Annotated in this window: 7 protein-coding genes; 1 reads left to right on the plus strand and 6 read right to left on the minus strand. The window is 39.1% G+C overall.

The features are described 5' to 3' along the window. Window positions 1-26: 26 nt before the first annotated feature. From PALPR_RS08135 to PALPR_RS08160, 6 genes are all read right to left on the minus strand, one after another. Entirely contained in the window at window positions 27-1,436 is a 1,410-nt protein-coding gene (locus tag PALPR_RS08135; RefSeq protein WP_013445141.1) for a glycoside hydrolase family 43 protein, read from the minus strand. 15 nt (window positions 1,437-1,451) lie between these two features. Continuing rightward, the gene (locus PALPR_RS08140) at window positions 1,452-2,015 is read right to left on the minus strand and encodes a DUF3237 family protein (RefSeq protein WP_013445142.1); all 564 of its coding nucleotides are present in this window, start codon (window positions 2,013-2,015) and stop codon (window positions 1,452-1,454) included. An 80-nt stretch (window positions 2,016-2,095) separates the two neighbouring features. Next, the gene (locus PALPR_RS08145) at window positions 2,096-5,257 is read right to left on the minus strand and encodes a glycoside hydrolase family 2 TIM barrel-domain containing protein (RefSeq protein WP_245544409.1); all 3,162 of its coding nucleotides are present in this window, start codon (window positions 5,255-5,257) and stop codon (window positions 2,096-2,098) included. A 54-nt stretch (window positions 5,258-5,311) separates the two neighbouring features. Then, on the minus strand, window positions 5,312-9,127 hold the full coding sequence (locus PALPR_RS08150; RefSeq protein WP_041620339.1) for a glycoside hydrolase family 3 C-terminal domain-containing protein: 3,816 nt from the start codon (window positions 9,125-9,127) through the stop codon (window positions 5,312-5,314). Window positions 9,128-9,168: 41 nt separating this feature from the next. Continuing rightward, window positions 9,169-11,784, minus strand: coding sequence for a xylan 1,4-beta-xylosidase (xyl3A, locus tag PALPR_RS08155; protein ID WP_013445145.1), 2,616 nt, complete (start codon window positions 11,782-11,784; stop codon window positions 9,169-9,171). Between the two features lie 22 nt (window positions 11,785-11,806). Beyond that, window positions 11,807-13,732 (minus strand): glycoside hydrolase family 97 protein, encoded by a 1,926-nt coding sequence (locus PALPR_RS08160; RefSeq protein WP_013445146.1) that lies wholly within the window; start codon window positions 13,730-13,732, stop codon window positions 11,807-11,809. Window positions 13,733-14,192: 460 nt separating this feature from the next. On the opposite strand from PALPR_RS08160, the gene PALPR_RS08170 reads away from it, so the two are divergent. Beyond that, window positions 14,193-18,119 (plus strand): hybrid sensor histidine kinase/response regulator transcription factor, encoded by a 3,927-nt coding sequence (locus tag PALPR_RS08170; protein ID WP_041620340.1) that lies wholly within the window; start codon window positions 14,193-14,195, stop codon window positions 18,117-18,119. Window positions 18,120-18,223 lie beyond the last annotated feature (104 nt).

Genomic DNA, 18,223 nt, shown 5'->3' on the forward strand with positions numbered 1-18,223 from the left:
TTTGATATTATTGTTTTTTGAATTTGCTATTGAACATTAAACTTCCACCAATCAAAGTTGAATAAATCCTTTTCTCCCTTGAAAATAAAAAATAAATCGTGTACTCCTTTAATATTCTTTACAGGAGTTGTAATCGTTTTCCAACTATCACCTTCGCCTGAAGTGGTTACGTTTATTGTTCCCATTATTGGTCCATCAATCTTATCGGTCCGAATTTCTATTTTTCCTCCGAATAAAGACGCTACAGAAACATCGACCGCTGAAGCTCCTTTTGAGAAATTCACACCTTGTACTTTAATATAATCGCCGTTGTGAATAGATGTAACAAAGTTCATCTCACCCATTTTTTTTCCATGATTCCAGATATCGTCGCGTTCCCATATCGGTGATTTAGTTGTTTTGAGACCTTCACTATATGCCATGGTCTCGGCTTCTACGCGAACATAGGGATTAAAAGTACTTAATTGGGTTGCATTGTTTGTTACTTTCCAGAAAGGCAATTTCTGAATAGTACCATCATTGTTGAAAGTGAGTTTTTCAACACACACTGAACGACGTTCGTAGTGTTTCGACATAGTTTGCTTCATAATAGCATAATTAAACCCGAAAACATAGGTACTTCCTTTGTAGTCGATAATTCCCGGATGGTTTCCACTGGATCGTGGGTCGCCATCCATTATGCTTCCTTTATATTGCCAGGGACCGGTAGGAGAATTACTCATGGCATAACCGATACCTTCAGGACAACAGGTAGAAGCATAGGCCATGTAATACTTTCCGTTTCGTTTATAGGCCCACGGTCCCTCCTGATAATGGAATGGATCTGGTTGATCCTTCACTTTTGCTATCGAAGGATCTTTAATCGGGTCACCACCAAACGAAATCATATCTTTATTGAGTTTTACATACCATAGATTAGGGTTTCCCCAGTAAAGATAGGCTTGTCCATCGTCATCAATAAATACGGTTGGGTCAATGCTGTCGTAATTTCCACCAATGAGTGGTTTACCGATTGGGTCGGTAAAAGGGCCATAGGGGCTGTTGGCCACAAGTACACCGATACCTCTTCCCTGTACCGGACAATACATGTAAAACTTTCCATCCTTTTCAATACATTGAGGCGCCCATGCACCGTTTTCAAATCCACCCCACCCCGTAATGGCTTTATCCGCCCATTTAAAATCATAAAGAGAGGCAACCTGTCCATGATCAGTCCAGTTAACCATATCGGTGGATGTATACAATAGCCAGTTTTTCATTAAGAACACATCTGCATTCTCTTCATCATGACTTGTATAAAGAAAAACAGTATCATTGTGCACCATCGGTGCAGGATCAGCTGTATATTTGGTTTGAATGATAGGGTTTTGAGCCTTTATGTAAAAGGTAAATAGCAGCAAGGGAATTGCCAGCTCTGCGACACTAATAATCTTCATTTTTTCTTAACGATATTACAATAGTTTATAAAAACCAATTATTACATAAGGCTCTTCGCCATTTTTTATTTCAGGCACTTTCAACGTTCCAAGGAATATTGCATGATTGAGATAATCGTACGGACTATCGCTTGGCGCTTCCAGATCAATAACCGATCTGATGTACGGAGTTTTGTTATCACCCGCGGCCGGAACATGGATCAATGCTCTGTTGATTACCTGAATTACATAACCATCATTGGTCTTCAGCAGGTAACGTGCCTGAAGTTCGGTATCCCCATCGGGACGAACCAACTGCCAGTCTTCACCTCCAGGCAAAACCACTCCTTTAATATTGTTGCCGGTGAATGTGCCTCCCGTTATCGGAATTACTCTTCTTGCGCCGTACTTACTTTTCCCAACATTAATCATATTGGCAATTTTTACTTTGGCTTCCCAAACAAACTCCGCTTTGAGATTCCCATAAACACTGTCATTCTTCACCGTTTGCGAATTCTGAGCGTGCAGGTCATATGAAATCAATGTCGAAAATAAAATCAAACTGATTATTGCGAGCTTGATTGGTTTTCTGTTGTCCATTTGTACAAATATTTATTTTATTTGAGCCAAAAACCTCACCGGCTTTATTCAAACCGGTGAGGTTATTTTAAAGGGTCTGCTTATTTTGTATTTAGCAATTTTATAGTGTAGCTAAAAGAAGTATCTTCAGCAGCTACTTTGAATTTGTCAAGCGGCTGTGGACCACAACTGTTAGAACCAACGCCCAGGGTTTTTGTAGAAACGGTGAACACAGTTGATGTGCTTGCAGGCAAATCTATTTTGTACTCTACCGGATTCATTTGTTCATCCGTATAAGGAATAGCAGCCACTTGCATTAGTTTTTCATCCGATTGAACCAATAACGAAGGCATATCCTTACCGTTTAGCTTAGCCCAACGTACTTCTTCGTGGTTGCCACGCTCCATAGGTTTTTCGTATTCATACTGTTCGTTTACTCCAATTTCATAAAGACCAACTTCAGCAGCACTCTTGCGATCTGAATAATTTTCGAACGGACCACGGCCAAAGAAATCCATCTGATCAAGTTTTTTGTCGAGCAACATGCGCACACCTATTTTAGCCAGATTAATTGGCAAACCGGTAAATTTAACCTGATTATCTACCTTTATTGTTCCATCACCTTTTACCACATAAGTTGCAGTATGGTAAACTCCAAATCCTTCTTTCCCGTCGGCTTTTGTTGTCGAAATAACTTTTACAGTTGCGTTGTCAACAATCTCCACTTTAAAATCAACCGGCTTATATTGAAGGGTGGTTACCCCAAATTTATCCCATTGTCTGTAAGCCCAGTCATCGTCAGTACGGTGAGCTGCACGCCACAAGTGCAATTTTGGAGCACCATCGGTAGCCAACAGATTTGTTCCGTTTTTGATTAACTGACTCATAAAGCCTGTTTTCTTGTCGAAGCTTACTGAAAAATCTTTACCTGAAACAGTTGCAGCCTGCTCATTCTGAACCAGTTTTACGGACTGAGTTACTTTAGCTTCCAACACCGGAGGGGTATTAATTGGAAGTTTAAATTGAGCGGTAGCTACTTCAAATCCTTTGTCAGCCCAAAGCGTCTTTTCTTTTTGCTTATACGAAATGCGCAAATAATATTCGGCTCCTGCTTTTGGATGTTCTATCTTATAAGGAACAAATGCTCTGCCTGTGCTACGAGCATTGATAGGACGATTCAGATTAATATTGCCTTTGGCTATCTCTACACCATTCTCTGTCAAACTCCAAGTTGCCTCAAATCTGCTCAAAGAAATAAATTGAAATTTATTCCGAATAGAAATTTCTCCTGAAATAGGATCAGATAGGTTTGTGTCAATCCATTGAAATGCTTTTTTCATTTCAGGATAATGTGGTTTCACTTTATTTCCTTCGGTAGAACGATCGTAAGACACAACACCTTTGTGGATAAAGTAATGATCGTTTGGTGTTTCGCCAAAACCACCTCCGTATGCTAATACAGGATGATTAGGATCGCGTTTGTTCCACAAGCCCTGATCTTGGTATTCCCAAATAGCACCTCCCAAAATTTCAGGATTGTTATCAAAAACTTCCGAATACTCGTCAAGCGAACCCATAGAATTGAACATGGCATGAACAAACTCACAAATATAAAATGGTTTTGTGAGAGATTTGTCCTGAGCGCTACGCGCATAATCCTGCGCAGTTCCATACATACGACCATCCAAATCAGCCGGATTGTTTTTGCCTGTTCCAAAACGTTCGTAATGAATTGGTCTGGAAGGATCCATTGCCTTCACGGCATTCATGGCGGCTACAAAATTAGGAGTAGCACCCCATCCGCATTCATTACCCAATGACCAAATAATTACTGACGGACTATTCTTGAAGTTTTCAATATTAGCCACATTTCTATCAATAATAGCTGATTTTATGGTAGGTTCGTTATCAAAACGGCCGTCATATCCGTGGCATTCTACATTGGCTTCGGCCACCAACCAGATTCCCCACTCATCGCAAAGCTCGTACCAACGAGGATCATCGGAATAGTGACTGGTTCGTATGTGATTACAGTTTCCCTGTTTTATCACCTGAAGGTCATGAATCATTTGTTCTTCGGTAACAGCGTGACCCACATCCGACCAATGTTCGTGTCGGTTCACCCCTTTCAATTTGATAGGCACACCATTAACGGTGAAAACTCGTCCTTTAATTTCTATTTTGCGGAAACCTACTTTTTTAGACAATATTTCTCCTTCCGAATTAGTAAGAACAACAGTATATAAATTTGGAGTCTCGGCTGTCCACTTCTGAGGATTAGTCACTTGAAGTTTTACCTTCAGCGCTTCTTCCTGATTTGCCTTAAGAGCCGCACCTGTTGCAATGCCTTTAGCCACTTCTTTGCCCTCTTTGTCATACAAAGTGGCAGTCAAAGTTTGAGCTTTAGCTGTCTGACCACCGTAGTTTCGGATTTTTGCTGTTACATCAAGTGTTGCATCCTTATAGTCTTTATCTAAATCTGGCAAAGCAAAAAAGTCGCGGATATGTATCTGTGGAGCACTCCACATAGTTACATTGCGGAAAATTCCGTGAAGACGGAACATATCCTGATCTTCGAGCCAGGTACCCGAACTATACTGATATACCTCCACAGCAATCATATTTTTACCGGGCTTGAGGTATTTCGTCAGATCAAATTCTGCAGCATTGCGGCTGTTGACACTAAAACCTACTTTTTCTCCATTAACCCATAAGAAAAAAGCACAATCAACTCCATCGAACGTGATGAAATTACGGCGACCGGTCCATTCTGCAGGAACATTAAACTCTCTACGATAGCTTCCTACCGGATTGCGCTCAACGTAAGCAGTAAAGTTCTTATCCGGTTCGCTCATTACATGTGGATAATCTTTTTTAATGGTATAACCCAAATTCCTGTAAAAAGGCGTACCGTAACCCTGTACCTCCCAGTTAGAAGGCACCGGAATTTCTTTCCAGCCCGAAACATCAAAGTCTGGTTTGTAAAAATCAACCGGACGTTTTTCAGGCGTTGGAACCCAATTGAATTTCCATGATCCGTTAAGGCTTTGACAAAGCGATGAAGCATGTCGTTTGGCGACTAAAGCCTCCTGCAAATTGGCATAAGGCATTAAGGTTGCATGATACGGCTCTTTATTTATGCCGAGTAATTCGGGATTTTCAATTTCCGGAGGAATCGGAGCATTGTTTTGAGCAAAAATTCCACCTAATGAGGTCATTCCTGCAAAAACCAAACTAAAGAATAATGTTTTTCTCTTGAACATGTTTATAAAAATTAGAAACATACTGAGATCATGTTAATCTCAGTATGTTCATGATTATTTGTTATTTATATGGAAATAGTCGAACGAAACATCAAACGGAGTACTTGGTTTAGTGGTATCAGGATTGAAATAGAATGTACTTTTCATTCCCTGAATAATAATACCATCGCAAACCATCAATCCGGCTTTAATGTCTTTAAGCGAGATACTTGCCGTTCCCAGTTTGTCAAACTTCTCGCCGTCTAACGAATAGTAGGCTGTATAAATACCACCTTTTTTATCCAATCTTAGAATCAAAGAATTACTTCCAGTAATTGCTTTTCTCAAATTAAAGGATGCCATTGACTTCGCGATACCATTTTCTTCGATGATGAAATCAAGCGTTCCCGGTTGCTCTTCAGTGCCTCTTCCCGACCGTGTAGTTTTTGTTACCGCACGAAGCATCAACTTCACAAAGTTGTCATCATTTTCATAAACCAAAATTCCGGCATTCTCAGGTTGAGATGGAATACGCGAACAAGTTAACTTTGTGTCAATAGTCCAATCGTTGTTAGCGCTCTGCAAGAGTAAATTCTTGGCATTATTGCTATTCTCAGAAACATCTCCCTTCTCACTGGTTATAGTCAAAGAACCTGAATTCTTTGTCAAACTGTAAGTTGATTTATTTTCTCTTACCCATTCCCAAGGTTTACCTAGTGTCGAAGCATTGAACTCATCACTAACTGATTGAATATCAAAATTAAAGTAGTAGATATTCTTTTCTTGAGTTATATTATCAACATATTTTACTACAGTGGTTCCCGGAACAGTTTTAGCTTGTTCAATATCAACTGTAACATCTTTCACCATTGCAGAAGCTTTAACTACAGGTGCTTTGGCGTTATTCTTCAACAAATAGCTATAAGATTTTACATCCTTGCTAAATCCGTCAATATTCTTTCCATCAATAGTGATTAATTTTGGAGTCAAATCAGGCATAACTTTCACAGGGCAACTGTTTGATACGGTTTTTCCGTTCACCGTTACATCTACAAAAATCAATGCAGCTCCAACACCGGTTGCAGTCACTTTCCCTGATTCATCGATTGTCGCAACCAGCGGATTGTTGCTTTTATAAGTCACTTTGGCATCTTTAATATTTATGAAACTATCATCCGACATGGAAGCTGTTACACTGGTGGTAACGGTATTACCCGGACGTAGTACAACTTTATCACAATCAAGCACAACGGTTTTCAATACCGGTTTAAATGAACCGCTCATAGTAGCTTCTAACTGACCTTTAATGTCTTTCGAAGAAGCTCCGATTTCAAACACATATTTTCCCTGATCAAAAGTAATCTTTTTCCCTTTAATATCCCAGAACCAAAGATCGGCGCAGTCAACTTCGATTGATACAGTTTTGGTCTGACCGGCTGGAATTGCCACTCTTTTGAAACCTTTCAGGCGTTTAATTGGTCTCTCAAGCGATGCAGGACTGTCCGGTGTTTTCACGTAGATTTGTACCACTTCGTCTCCATCAACAGTTCCTGTATTTTTTACATCCACAGTCACAGTTACTTTATCGTTTGGAGTAATACTGGTTTTACTAATATTAAAATTGCTATACGCAAATGTAGTGTATGACAATCCGTAGCCGAATTCATACGAAACATCCTTGTTGAAATACATGTATGTTCTACCGTTCTTTCCTGCTCCACCTCTCAATGTATAGTCAGTTAATGCAGGAAGATCGTTAATGGATTTGTACCATGTCAAACTTGTTTTTCCTCCGGGGTTGACATCTCCAAACAAAACTTTAGCCATTGCCGTTCCCTGTGCTTGTCCATTGTATCCGGTGAAAATAATTCCGGCAACATTCGGATTATTTTTAAATTGCTCTACTTCTACCATTCCCATTCCCTGAATGACAACAATGGTATTCGGATTAACCGCAGCAATTGATTTAATCAATTCATTTTGATTTCCCGGCAAGGTAATAGCAAACCTGTCCGATTCTTCTCTACCTGTTGTTTGATCGGTACCAACAAAGACAACCGCAACATCAGCTGAAGCAGCCATATCAAGCGTTTCTTTATCTGTAGCCGGAACTTCCGATTCGCGGTAAACAAGCACTATAGTTTGTGGTCCGGTAATACCAAGTGTATTAATTTTCACAGGAATAATTTTGGATCTGCCTCCGCCAAAACCACCCATGCCTCCAGCTTGTGGTGAACCGGCAATTTTCTGAGAAGCAAGAATGTTTCCTGTTTTAGATCCAACTCTGACTTCGATTACTCCCCCATCAGGAGACACTGTCATATTAAAGCGCATCGAATCTACGTTGGTAATATCCACATTGTTGTACGAAGTCCAGTCGCCATCTTTAATTCCTCTTACGGAAGCCGAACCAAAACGTGCAGATGTTATCAAACCGCTGGCAGAAGCATCGAATTTTGTAGCATCATAGTCCTTAACACCTGCTTTAGTCACTGTTGAAAAACCAACCATAGTAAAGAAATCTGTTCTTTTAGCAGTATTTCCACTTGCTTTTGAAACAACTTCAGTGTTCAGATTATTCTGAGCTATATAATTTTTAATTCCTTCCAACGGAGTTATTTTATACTTAGGATCTGCTTCGCCGGAGTAATCACCAAGCTCAACTTTATCGGCTTGCGGTCCTAAAACAGCAATTTTCTTAATAGTTCCTGCGTTAAGTGGCAAGGCTTTCTTTCCACTTTTACCCACCAAATTATTTTTAAGCAAAACCGGAGATTTAGTGGCGATCTCTAAAGCAAGATCGTTATGCGAAGGGTCATTGATAATGCTTGGTTTGATACCGGCATAAGGAACAATATTCTGAGGATCAAATTCACCCAGTCTCATTCGTATCGTGTAGATATTTACCAAAGCTTTATCCATATCAGCTTCAGAAATCAACCCTTGTTTCAATGCTTCGAGTGCACTGGTTTGGTATATACCTCCACAGTCGGAATCAACTCCCGTTTTTAAACCCATTGCAGCTGCCTCAGCTTTGCTTTTTGCATAACGATGACTGTTTACAACATCGGCCACTGCATCACAGTCACCTGTCACATAGCCATCTAGTCCATAAGTTCTTTTAGCAATTGTATCAACTAAAAATTTACTGGCCGACATAGGCACACCATTTACAGCACTGTAAGCTGTCATAATAGATGGCAATTTATCTTTTTGAATAAGCGTACGATATGGTGTAAGATAAAATTCTCTCATATCACGGTCGTCCATATTGGCACTTCCATTGTGACGATTAAATTCCGAATTGTTAGCAAAATAATGCTTGCCGCAGGGCACTGTTTTCAGATAAGTAGGATCGTCGCCCATTAATCCCTGAACAAATCCACTACCAATCTGCGATACTAAAAATGGATCTTCTCCAAATGTTTCAGCAGTACGACCCCACCTTGGATCACGCGCCGGTTCAATAACTGGCGACCAGTAGGTAAGTGTAAAAATCAAATCGTGGTTGAAACCGCGTGCTTCATCAGCCACAACCGAAGTTTCGCGCTTGATCAAAGCCGGATCCCAGGTTGAACCCACAGCAACACTGTTAGGAAATGAAGTAGCAATCATGCCACTGTTGTTATTTCTACCCACTACTCCGTGTAAAGCTTCACCCCAAACATCGTATTTATTTACTCCAAGACGAGGAATTGGAGGCATAGTATTACCCAATTGGCTTTGTTTTTCTTCCAAAGTCATTCTTGAGACAAGATCGGCAGCTCTTTCCTTAAAAGAGTACGCAGTGTTTAAATAAATTGGTTTCTTATTATCTCTCGGAGGCATAAAGGCCATCATCGGAAGAGTGCAAAGAAATAAAATTACTACTCTAGATTTTTTTAAATTCATGATTAAATATTTAAGGGTCATTATTTGTTATTAAAATAGATTTACAGGATTCTTACTTTGGCTGTTTTTAAATCTTTAGTCGCTGAACTGTTACCGTACAACACTTCATACTCACCCGGCACCACTTCCATTTTCACTGTATTTCGATTGAAAAATTCGAATGAATTATACGGTAAGTTGATAACAGCCTGCGCAGTCTTGCCCGCCGCTACTTCTACTCGCTGAAAGCCTTTTAAAGTCTTAAGCGGTCCATCAGTATCATTTACCATCCGAACATAAACCTGTACAATTTCAGTTCCGCTGCGCTTACCTTTATTTGAAACAGGAATCGTAAGCTCCACAGATTGGTTGGATTTAATTTCGGGGTTGCTTAATTTAGCATTACCTATAGCAAAAGTGGTATAACTCAAACCAAAACCAAACGGAAACAACGGATCGGACATGTAACGATACGTGCGGCCTTTCATAGAATAATCTTCAAAATCAGACAACTGCTTCACGCTTTTATAAAAAGTGATCGGTAGTTTTCCCGATGGATTATAGTCGCCAAAGAGTACGTCTGCCACTGCCTGACCACCCGATTCACCACCATACCAAGCCTGGAGAATGGCATCGCAACTTTCAGTTTCTGGAATCAGAGCAATTGCCGAACCCGAGCAATTCACAAAAATCACTTGCTTTCCTGCTTCTTTCAAAGCCTTCAAACAATTTCGTTGTACTGCAGGAAGCTCAATATCGGTACGGTCACCACCTTTGAAACCAGGATATGAAACCGGCATTTCTTCTCCTTCTAATAATGTAGAAAGCCCTCCTACAAATACAACAACATCAACTCCCTTGAGCTTCTTTAGAAGATCACTATAATCAACATCTACTTCTTTCCCCAAGTTAAATTCTATATTAGCCTCCCAATTATTGAGTTGAGCATAGCGAATTTCAATCTTGTATTTCTTACCGCTCTCAACTTTATACGGAATTCGAGAAGGTAGTGTTCTCCAATTGTTATAGGTTACCAGAGATTCGCCATTGACAAACAATTCAAAATATCCGGTAGCTCCGCACTTGAACACAATTTCTTCTGTCTTGGGTGCCACAAATTCTGTTTCGTACTTTCCTGAGAATCCTTCAAGTCGAACACCGGTCGCAAATTCGTGTTGTCCGGCAGTGGTTAATTTGATTGGGTTTACAATTTGTTGTGTAGCTACAACATCACCTTTAAGATCTTTATTATTCCAATAACTTACTTTGAATCCTTTTTTTCCATCAATAGAACATTGCGGAAAATAGCTTTCGGTCACTTTATCTTCAACCAAATCACAGCCTTTCTCATAAAGAACTTTATTCGCTGAGAGTTTGGAGGTGATACCATCAAGAATCGTAATAGTTCTCACCGGAGTTCCGTTATAATTTCCCCATAACATGGGTTTATCGTTAGCATTTGGTCCAACTACAGCTATTTTCTTTGATTTACTAAGCGGAAGAATATTATTCTTATTCTGAAGCAGAGTCATCGATTTTAGCGCCATATCCAAAGCAAGTTTCCTATGCTCTTCGTTATTTACTACTGACATAGGAATTTTAGACCATGGAACCAATGCATCATCGTCCATTTCGCCTAAGTCGAAACGACCAATCAGAACGTTCAGGAGATGTTTATTTATTTCAGCTTCCGTAATTAAGCCCTTGGCTACAGCATCAGGCAATTGTTTGTAAATGTGATTATCCCATTGACATTCAACATCTGTCCCGGCCCAAACTCCCTTAGATGCTGCGTGAACCGCATCGGATGAAACTTTGTGACTGGTATAAAAATCGGATACCGCACCACAATCTGCAACAACCATATATTTATACCCCCATTCGTCTCTCAAAATGCGTTGAAGTAATTGCGTATTTCCACAGCAAGGCTCATCGTCCAATCGTTGATACGCACACATTACCTGACGCACATCGGATTTTTGCACCAGGGATTTGAAAGCAGGAAGATAAGTTTCCCATAAATCTCGCGGATCGAGATTGTTGATGTTTAGAGAATGTCTACTCCACTCAGGTCCTGAGTGAACGGCAAAATGCTTGGCACAAGCCAGTAGTTTTCTGTACTTGGCATCAGCCGGTCCTTGCAAACCTTTTACCACCGAAACCCCCATGCGCGAAGTAAGATAGGGATCTTCTCCGTATGTTTCCTGACCACGTCCCCAACGAGGATCACGAAATATATTCACATTCGGAGTCCAAACCGAAAGACTTAGAAAACGAGCGTTCTCTAATCCTTTCTTCGTAGCTTCGTTGTATTTTGCTCTGGCTTCATCCGAAACTGCATCAAAAATTTTATAGACCAGATTGTCATCAAACGATGCCGCCATACCAACCGGTTCAGGGAAAACAGTCACATTACCATTATTGGCAAAGCCATGCAATGCTTCACTCCACCAGTTGAATTTTTTGATACCCAAGCGGGGAACTGCATCGGAAATATCGCACATTAATGTTGCTTTTTCACTCAGCGTTAGGCGGGAAATTAAATCTTTAGCACGTTCTTCCGAACTTAAATTAGGGTTCTTGTACGGCAATTGCTGAGCCCACGAACTTACTGAAAACAAAAGAGCGGCAATAACAAACAATCCACCCTTTAAGCTTAAATGTGTTGATTTTTTCATACTTTATTTATGCAATTATTGACTACAAAATTGGTTTAAGACATGCTACAAAACCACCTCTTCCTAATAATCTGACTTTTACGACACTTGATTTTTCAACTACCATATATTCTGTTACAAGCTTCTTATCGTGCTCGCCATCGGATATCAATGTCAGTTTGTATTTTACGTTTTCTGGCAGAAAATTAAAGCTTAGTGTCTTATTTTTAGGAAATCTTTCTGCACTTATACCTCCAATATACCATGCATTTCCTTTACTACGGGCAATAATCACGTCTTTTCCGGGATAACCATCAAGGAGTTTGGTGTTATCCCAGGCATTGGGAACTTCTTTCAAAAATGTCTTTGCAGCATCGGGTAAATCCTGATAGCCTTCCGGACGATCAGCCATATGCTGAATACCGGATTCAAACACTACACTAAGTGCCAGTTCGTGTCCGTAAGAAGTAATATGCGGAAATTGCGAATTGGTAAAAGTTACCGGCGTATAATCCATTGCACCCACTACATTTCGGGTAAAAGGTAAAATAGTGTTATGTTCAGGAGCTGTTGTGGTAAACTCAGGTCCGTTATTGTACCATTCGGCACCACGTACGCCTTCGTATGTCATCAGGTGAGGATAAGTGCGCGCCCAACCGCGTGGAACCAGACAGCCATGGAAATATACCATCATATCAAATTTTGCGGCATCTTCCAGAATATCGAGATAATATTGAATCATGCTTTGTTTTTCACTCTCGAAGAAATCAATTTTCACACCAGCAACACCAAGTTTCTTTAGTTTGGTGAACTCTTCAACACGGTTCTCGTGTGTCAACATTCGATCTTTAGGGGTGGAAGAAACCCATGTATGATTACCTCCCGAGTTATACCACATCAAGGGTTTCAGACCCAACGAGTGAATGTACTTTAAAGCATCCTCCAGTTTTCCACCATTGCCCATGGTATCCCATTCCCAGTCCAGCAAAGTATAAGGCCATCCCATTGAGGCGGCCAGATCGGCAAACTCACACACTTTTTTAAAATCTTTCGTACCATGATTGCTTGACCAGTAATTCCACGAAGCAATTCCCGGCTTAATCCAATCGGTTTTAGAAATAATTGAAGGAGTCGAAACATCATCCACCAAAGTAGATTCTACAATATCAGACAGACTCCCGATAATAACAACCCGCCAGGGCGATTTCCACGGAAGCGTAATAGTCGGTTTTACTTCTCCCTGTCCTCTTCCGTTCCATTGATCGGGGAAAGTAAGTTTATATTTCGATTTTTCTGCAACATTAGAGAGCTTTGTTCCACAATAATTTTTATCCAAGTCGGCTTCATGAATCAAATACCAGCAGCCTTTATCGGGCGTATTGAAAAGCGCAGGATAACCCCAGTCCTGTTGAAGATTTCCATCTTTTGAGCTGGTATAAAGACCTTCATTGGCCGGATTAAACTTTTCCAACCATCTTTTAGTACTATCCGCCACACAATAAGTTGTGAGTTCGTCGTTTACAACAAAAGTCCCTCCTTTTTCAGGAAATTCATAGCGAAATGCCACCCCATCATTATATGCTCTGATAATCAGATTCAATTTTGATTTACCCTGATTCTCAAATGACACTACGACTTCATTAGCGGAGTTTGTGCATTGCACACGTTTGCCATGTACAACAGAATAATGCTCATTTATCAAATTTGGTTTACTTGTCTTTAGGTACTTCAGGGCAGTTGAGAAAGATTGATCTGCTCTATCGAGACCTAATGTTATCTGTTGAAAAACCTCAGAGATTTTACCGTCATTCGAATAATTCACTTTCAAATACCATCCGCCCACTTGAGTATTTGCGCTGTTACGGAGTTCTACTGATATTTTCTTATTCGGAGAAACAACACTCGCATTTTGAGAAAAAACGGCAAGCGTACTCATTAAAAAAAGGCCAACAATTGTCTTACATTTCATTAGATTATACTTTATTTTACTATCACATTTAAAACTGCTTTTAATGTGAAATAGCCAAATTATTTCAATTTCATTAGTCCCTGCCGGTTTCTATTGTCTTTAAACTATTAAGACAATGGTATTGCTTTTAGGTTCTCTACATTTTGGAACAAGAGAAAAAAATTACCCTAAACTTAATAAGACTGAGATTTCATCATTTGGATTAAAGCTGCACGAAAAAATAACACATTTAATCCCTTCTGCTCAAAAAGCTGTGGCTCTTATTGCACGATTATCATGTGTGATTTTGCGGCTAAATTAAAACATTACATTTTGCTACAAATATACTTTAGTTTTCCGGATAAATTATAAAACATATGTTGTAAGAAGTATCGTTTTTGTTGAATTGTAAGTAAAGCTGAGAAAATAAATACTTAGCTATAATCATTTTTCGTACTTTTGCAACAAATATTTTTCACAAATGAGAAATTCTCTATTAACCATCATTTTTTTGCTTTGTATTCACTGTGCTGCACAGGAACATTATGTTTTTTCGCCTATCAACAGTAGCAACGGGCTTTCCGATAATCGTGTACGTTCTATCTGCCAATTGCCTGATGACAGAATGATAATCGTCACCGAAGGATTGATTAATATTTATGATGGAGCCAACTTTAGATATATACACTACGACGATCGAAAAGCATATCTTTTAAAAGACTATTCAGGATGGCATCGTGTTTACATTGATAATGATCAACGGTTGTGGGTTAAGAATCAACATAGACTTCTGATTTTTGATATCCGCAAAGAGTTGTTTATTCCAAATACTGATAGCGTGTTCGTTTCTCAGGGGATTAAAAGCCAGGTTAGCAATTTTTTCATGGATACAGAGCATAATTTCTGGTATACAACAGCAAATGATGAATTGATCTATAGAAATAACAACACATCACATACCTTCTTAAGCCATGTATCGAGGATAAACGGGAATTCTGATCGCTTATACGATTTAGTCGTATATAAAAAACAACTTTTTCTGTTCTATAAATCGGGACGAATGGCCTGTTTCGATATGGTTACTCGTAAAAAGTTGTATGTTGAAGATCCATTCAACGGCAATAATATATACTCAAGTAATTTAGCCGTTATACCCTACAAGAATTATTTCTACCAAGTGCGTAATGGAAGTGGGATTGGATCATTGCTGCGATTCAATGTAAAGAACAGAAGGTGGGAGAATATCCTGAAGACCGATTATTGGCTAAATACACTCACTCTTGACAACAAAGGTAATTGCTGGATTAGTTCTTTAATCGGGCTTTGGTCAATAGATAAAAACCTCCAGAACAAACGACTGATCTCCCCTCTGCATTTAGTGGATGGACGCGTATTTGAAACCGAGATTAGCACTCAATACATTGACAACAAAGGAGGTATATGGGTTGGCTCTGTAGATAGAGGAGTATTGTACTATCACCCTGACAGGTTTAAGTTTCAAAATTTTGGACGTTCTTTATTCAAATTGCAGGAAATCAAGAAAATAAGCGTTCGATGTTTTGCTGAAAAAGACAATTATATTTTAGTCGGGACGCAGAATGGTTTGTTTCGAAAAGAAAAAGGATCTGCTTCATTGGAGCTATACAAAAGCATTCCTACCAATTCTGTGTGCGAAATGCTTTTAAAGGACAGTAAACAACGCATTTGGCTGTGTACACAAAATAATGGTTTGTTTTGTATCGAAAATAACGTAATCAAACGCTTCAACACACCTAAATACTGCTTGTCCATTTACGAATCCTTTGATAACAAGCTTTACCTCTGTACTAACGACGGAGTGGGCTTACTCGATCCCTCAACTGGAGATTTCAAAAAGGCTAGTTACACATCGAAAAATTTACCTGATTATTCATACCAATTGACTTATTTGAAAAAGGATATGTTGCTTGGGTATTCTGACAACGGTCTATTTTTATATAATACCCGGAAAAATAATATTACAATTCCAGATAAGAAAAACCCTTTACAACAGCACAATTGCCATCATTACCATTGCTTGTTTACAGATAGTCGGGGCTTGGTTTGGCTTGGAACTATGGATGGTCTTAACGTATATAATCCTACAAATAACAGCACGAAAAGTTTCTCCGAAAAAGATGGTTTAATCAACAATAGCATACGTTCTATCGTAGAAGATGATTTAGGAATGATTTGGGTTTCCACATCCAATGGAATTTCACGAATAGCAGTAAGCGAAAAAAACGAATCATACCAGTACAGCTTTTATAATTACAACAAATTCGATGGAGTCATCGAAACCGAGTTCCTGCCGCGCTCAGTATTAAAAACATCTTACAACAGCCTAATATGGGGAGGATTGGATGGATTTAACGAGATAAATCTGGCAAAAATAAACAGCTATGAACAACCACTCTCAGTTCCGTTATTTACAAAGCTTCTTCTATCCGGCAAAGAAATCAGACAAAATGATTATTCTGATGGAAATATAATTTTAAAACAATCTATAAGTTCTACTTCGGAAATACACCTCAAACACTTTCAAAACTTTATTGGATTGGAGTTTTCAGCTCTCAATTATGTAAATCCTACGCAAACTTATTACCGTTACCAGCTGGAAGGAGCGGATGACGCATGGAATGAGATAAAAGCTGTCAATGGAGTTGGGTCTGCGAACTACACAAACTTGTCGCCCGGAACATACACGCTTAAAGTTTATGCTTCAAATGACAGGCACAATTGGGGAAAGAAGTATGCTGAGATAAAAATCGTCATCAGTCCTCCATTCTGGAAAACTATTTGGGCGTATATTTTCTATCTGCTGATAATTATCTATGTTCTATATTCCTCTGTTTCTTACTACATAAGACGGAACAGACATAAAATGGAGACGCTACAAAAAGAAGAACTTGACCAATTGAAGTATTCTTTTTTCACCAATATTAGTCACGAATTGAGAACGCCGTTGACATTAATTTTGACGCCTCTTGATTCTATTCTGAAAAAAGTTGACGATGAATCATTAAAAAAACAACTCAATGGCATCTACAGAAATGCTAACGAATTGCTTAAACTCGTAAACCAACTGCTGGATTTCCGTAAACTCGAGATGAAAGGTGAAACACTGGAACTGAGTTATTGCAGTATAAATGACTTTATCGAAGTAACAGCCTTTTCATTTCAGGAAATGGCGGCAAACAATGGTATAGAATTAGTTTCTGAATGCGAAGATGATAATATCTACGCTTATGTTGATAAGGATAAAATGCAGAAAATTATCAACAATCTGCTGTCCAATGCAATCAAATTCACTCCGTCCGGAGGAAGAATACTGCTGAAAGCTATGAAAGATACTGATGAGCAAATGTTCGTTATACAAGTTTCAGATACAGGAATAGGCATCCCCGAAGTTGATGTAAGCCAGATATTTGATCGTTTTTATCAGGTAAAAAAACAAAAAAGTATCAATACGGGTAGTGGAATTGGTCTGCATCTGGTCAAAGAATACGTAGAATTGCACAATGGTACGATTGAAGTTGAAAGCCGTTTAAATGAAGGAAGCTTATTCACAGTCAGCATTCCGATAGACTTACAGTCTGCGGACGAAATACAATCGGAAACAGAGAGTATAGATGAACAAAAGATAAAAGTACTCGTTGTGGAAGATAATGCTGAATTTCGGATGTTTATCATGGGAGAACTGATGGAAAAATACCACGTCATTGAAGCTGCAAATGGTAAAGATGGACTCGAAAAAGCGCTGAAACATCAACCCGATTTGATAATTACCGATGTTATGATGCCTGAAATGTCAGGTACTGAACTTTGTCGACTGCTCAAGAAGAATATACAAACTTCTCATATTCCGGTGATATTACTTACCGCCAAAACATCAGATAAAGCACAAATTGAGGGCTTTGAAGCAGGTGCAGATGCGTACATTTCAAAACCATTTAATATGGACATACTCCTGCTGCGTATTCATCATTTAATTGAACAACAGAATCAACGAAAAGAGCAGTTTAAAAATGCTATAACTATAAACCCCGGAGTACTTGCATCAACGAGCGTTGATAAAGAGCTTATTAAAAACGCACTTGGGCACATTGAGAAAAATCTTGGCAATGTATCTTATTCTGTAGAACAACTCAGTAAAGACCTTTTTATGGACAGGACAGGCTTGTACAGAAAATTATCAGTCATTACCGGACAAACGCCCAGTGAATTTATCCGATCGGTTAGATTAAAGAAGGCAGCACTGTTATTAAAAAACGGGTTGCAGGTTTCCGAAGTAGCATCCAGGGTTGGATTTGGAACAACCAGTTACTTTACAAAATGTTTTCAAGAGGAATTCGGGGTAAAACCGTCTCAATATAAAAACATAAACTAAGCTAACATTTTCTTTCACAAGCATTAATCAATTCCCATAAAATTAAAACGCTTCAGGATATTTCTTATTTCAAAATATCCTGAAGCGTTTTTGTGAATAAAGCT

It is taken from the genome of Paludibacter propionicigenes WB4 (assembly GCF_000183135.1).
GTDB lineage: Bacteria > Bacteroidota > Bacteroidia > Bacteroidales > Paludibacteraceae > Paludibacter > Paludibacter propionicigenes.

Bases quoted from the DNA above. Each gene is read 5' to 3' on its own strand.
- PALPR_RS08135 (WP_013445141.1), bottom strand. From the start codon at position 1,436: ATGAAGATTATTAGTGTCGCAGAGCTGGCAATTCCCTTGCTGCTATTT.
- PALPR_RS08140 (WP_013445142.1), bottom strand. From the start codon at position 2,015: ATGGACAACAGAAAACCAATCAAGCTCGCAATAATCAGTTTGATTTTA.
- PALPR_RS08145 (WP_245544409.1), bottom strand. From the start codon at position 5,257: ATGTTCAAGAGAAAAACATTATTCTTTAGTTTGGTTTTTGCAGGAATG.
- PALPR_RS08150 (WP_041620339.1), bottom strand. From the start codon at position 9,127: ATGAATTTAAAAAAATCTAGAGTAGTAATTTTATTTCTTTGCACTCTT.
- xyl3A (WP_013445145.1), bottom strand. From the start codon at position 11,784: ATGAAAAAATCAACACATTTAAGCTTAAAGGGTGGATTGTTTGTTATT.
- PALPR_RS08160 (WP_013445146.1), bottom strand. From the start codon at position 13,732: ATGAAATGTAAGACAATTGTTGGCCTTTTTTTAATGAGTACGCTTGCC.
- PALPR_RS08170 (WP_041620340.1), top strand. From the start codon at position 14,193: ATGAGAAATTCTCTATTAACCATCATTTTTTTGCTTTGTATTCACTGT.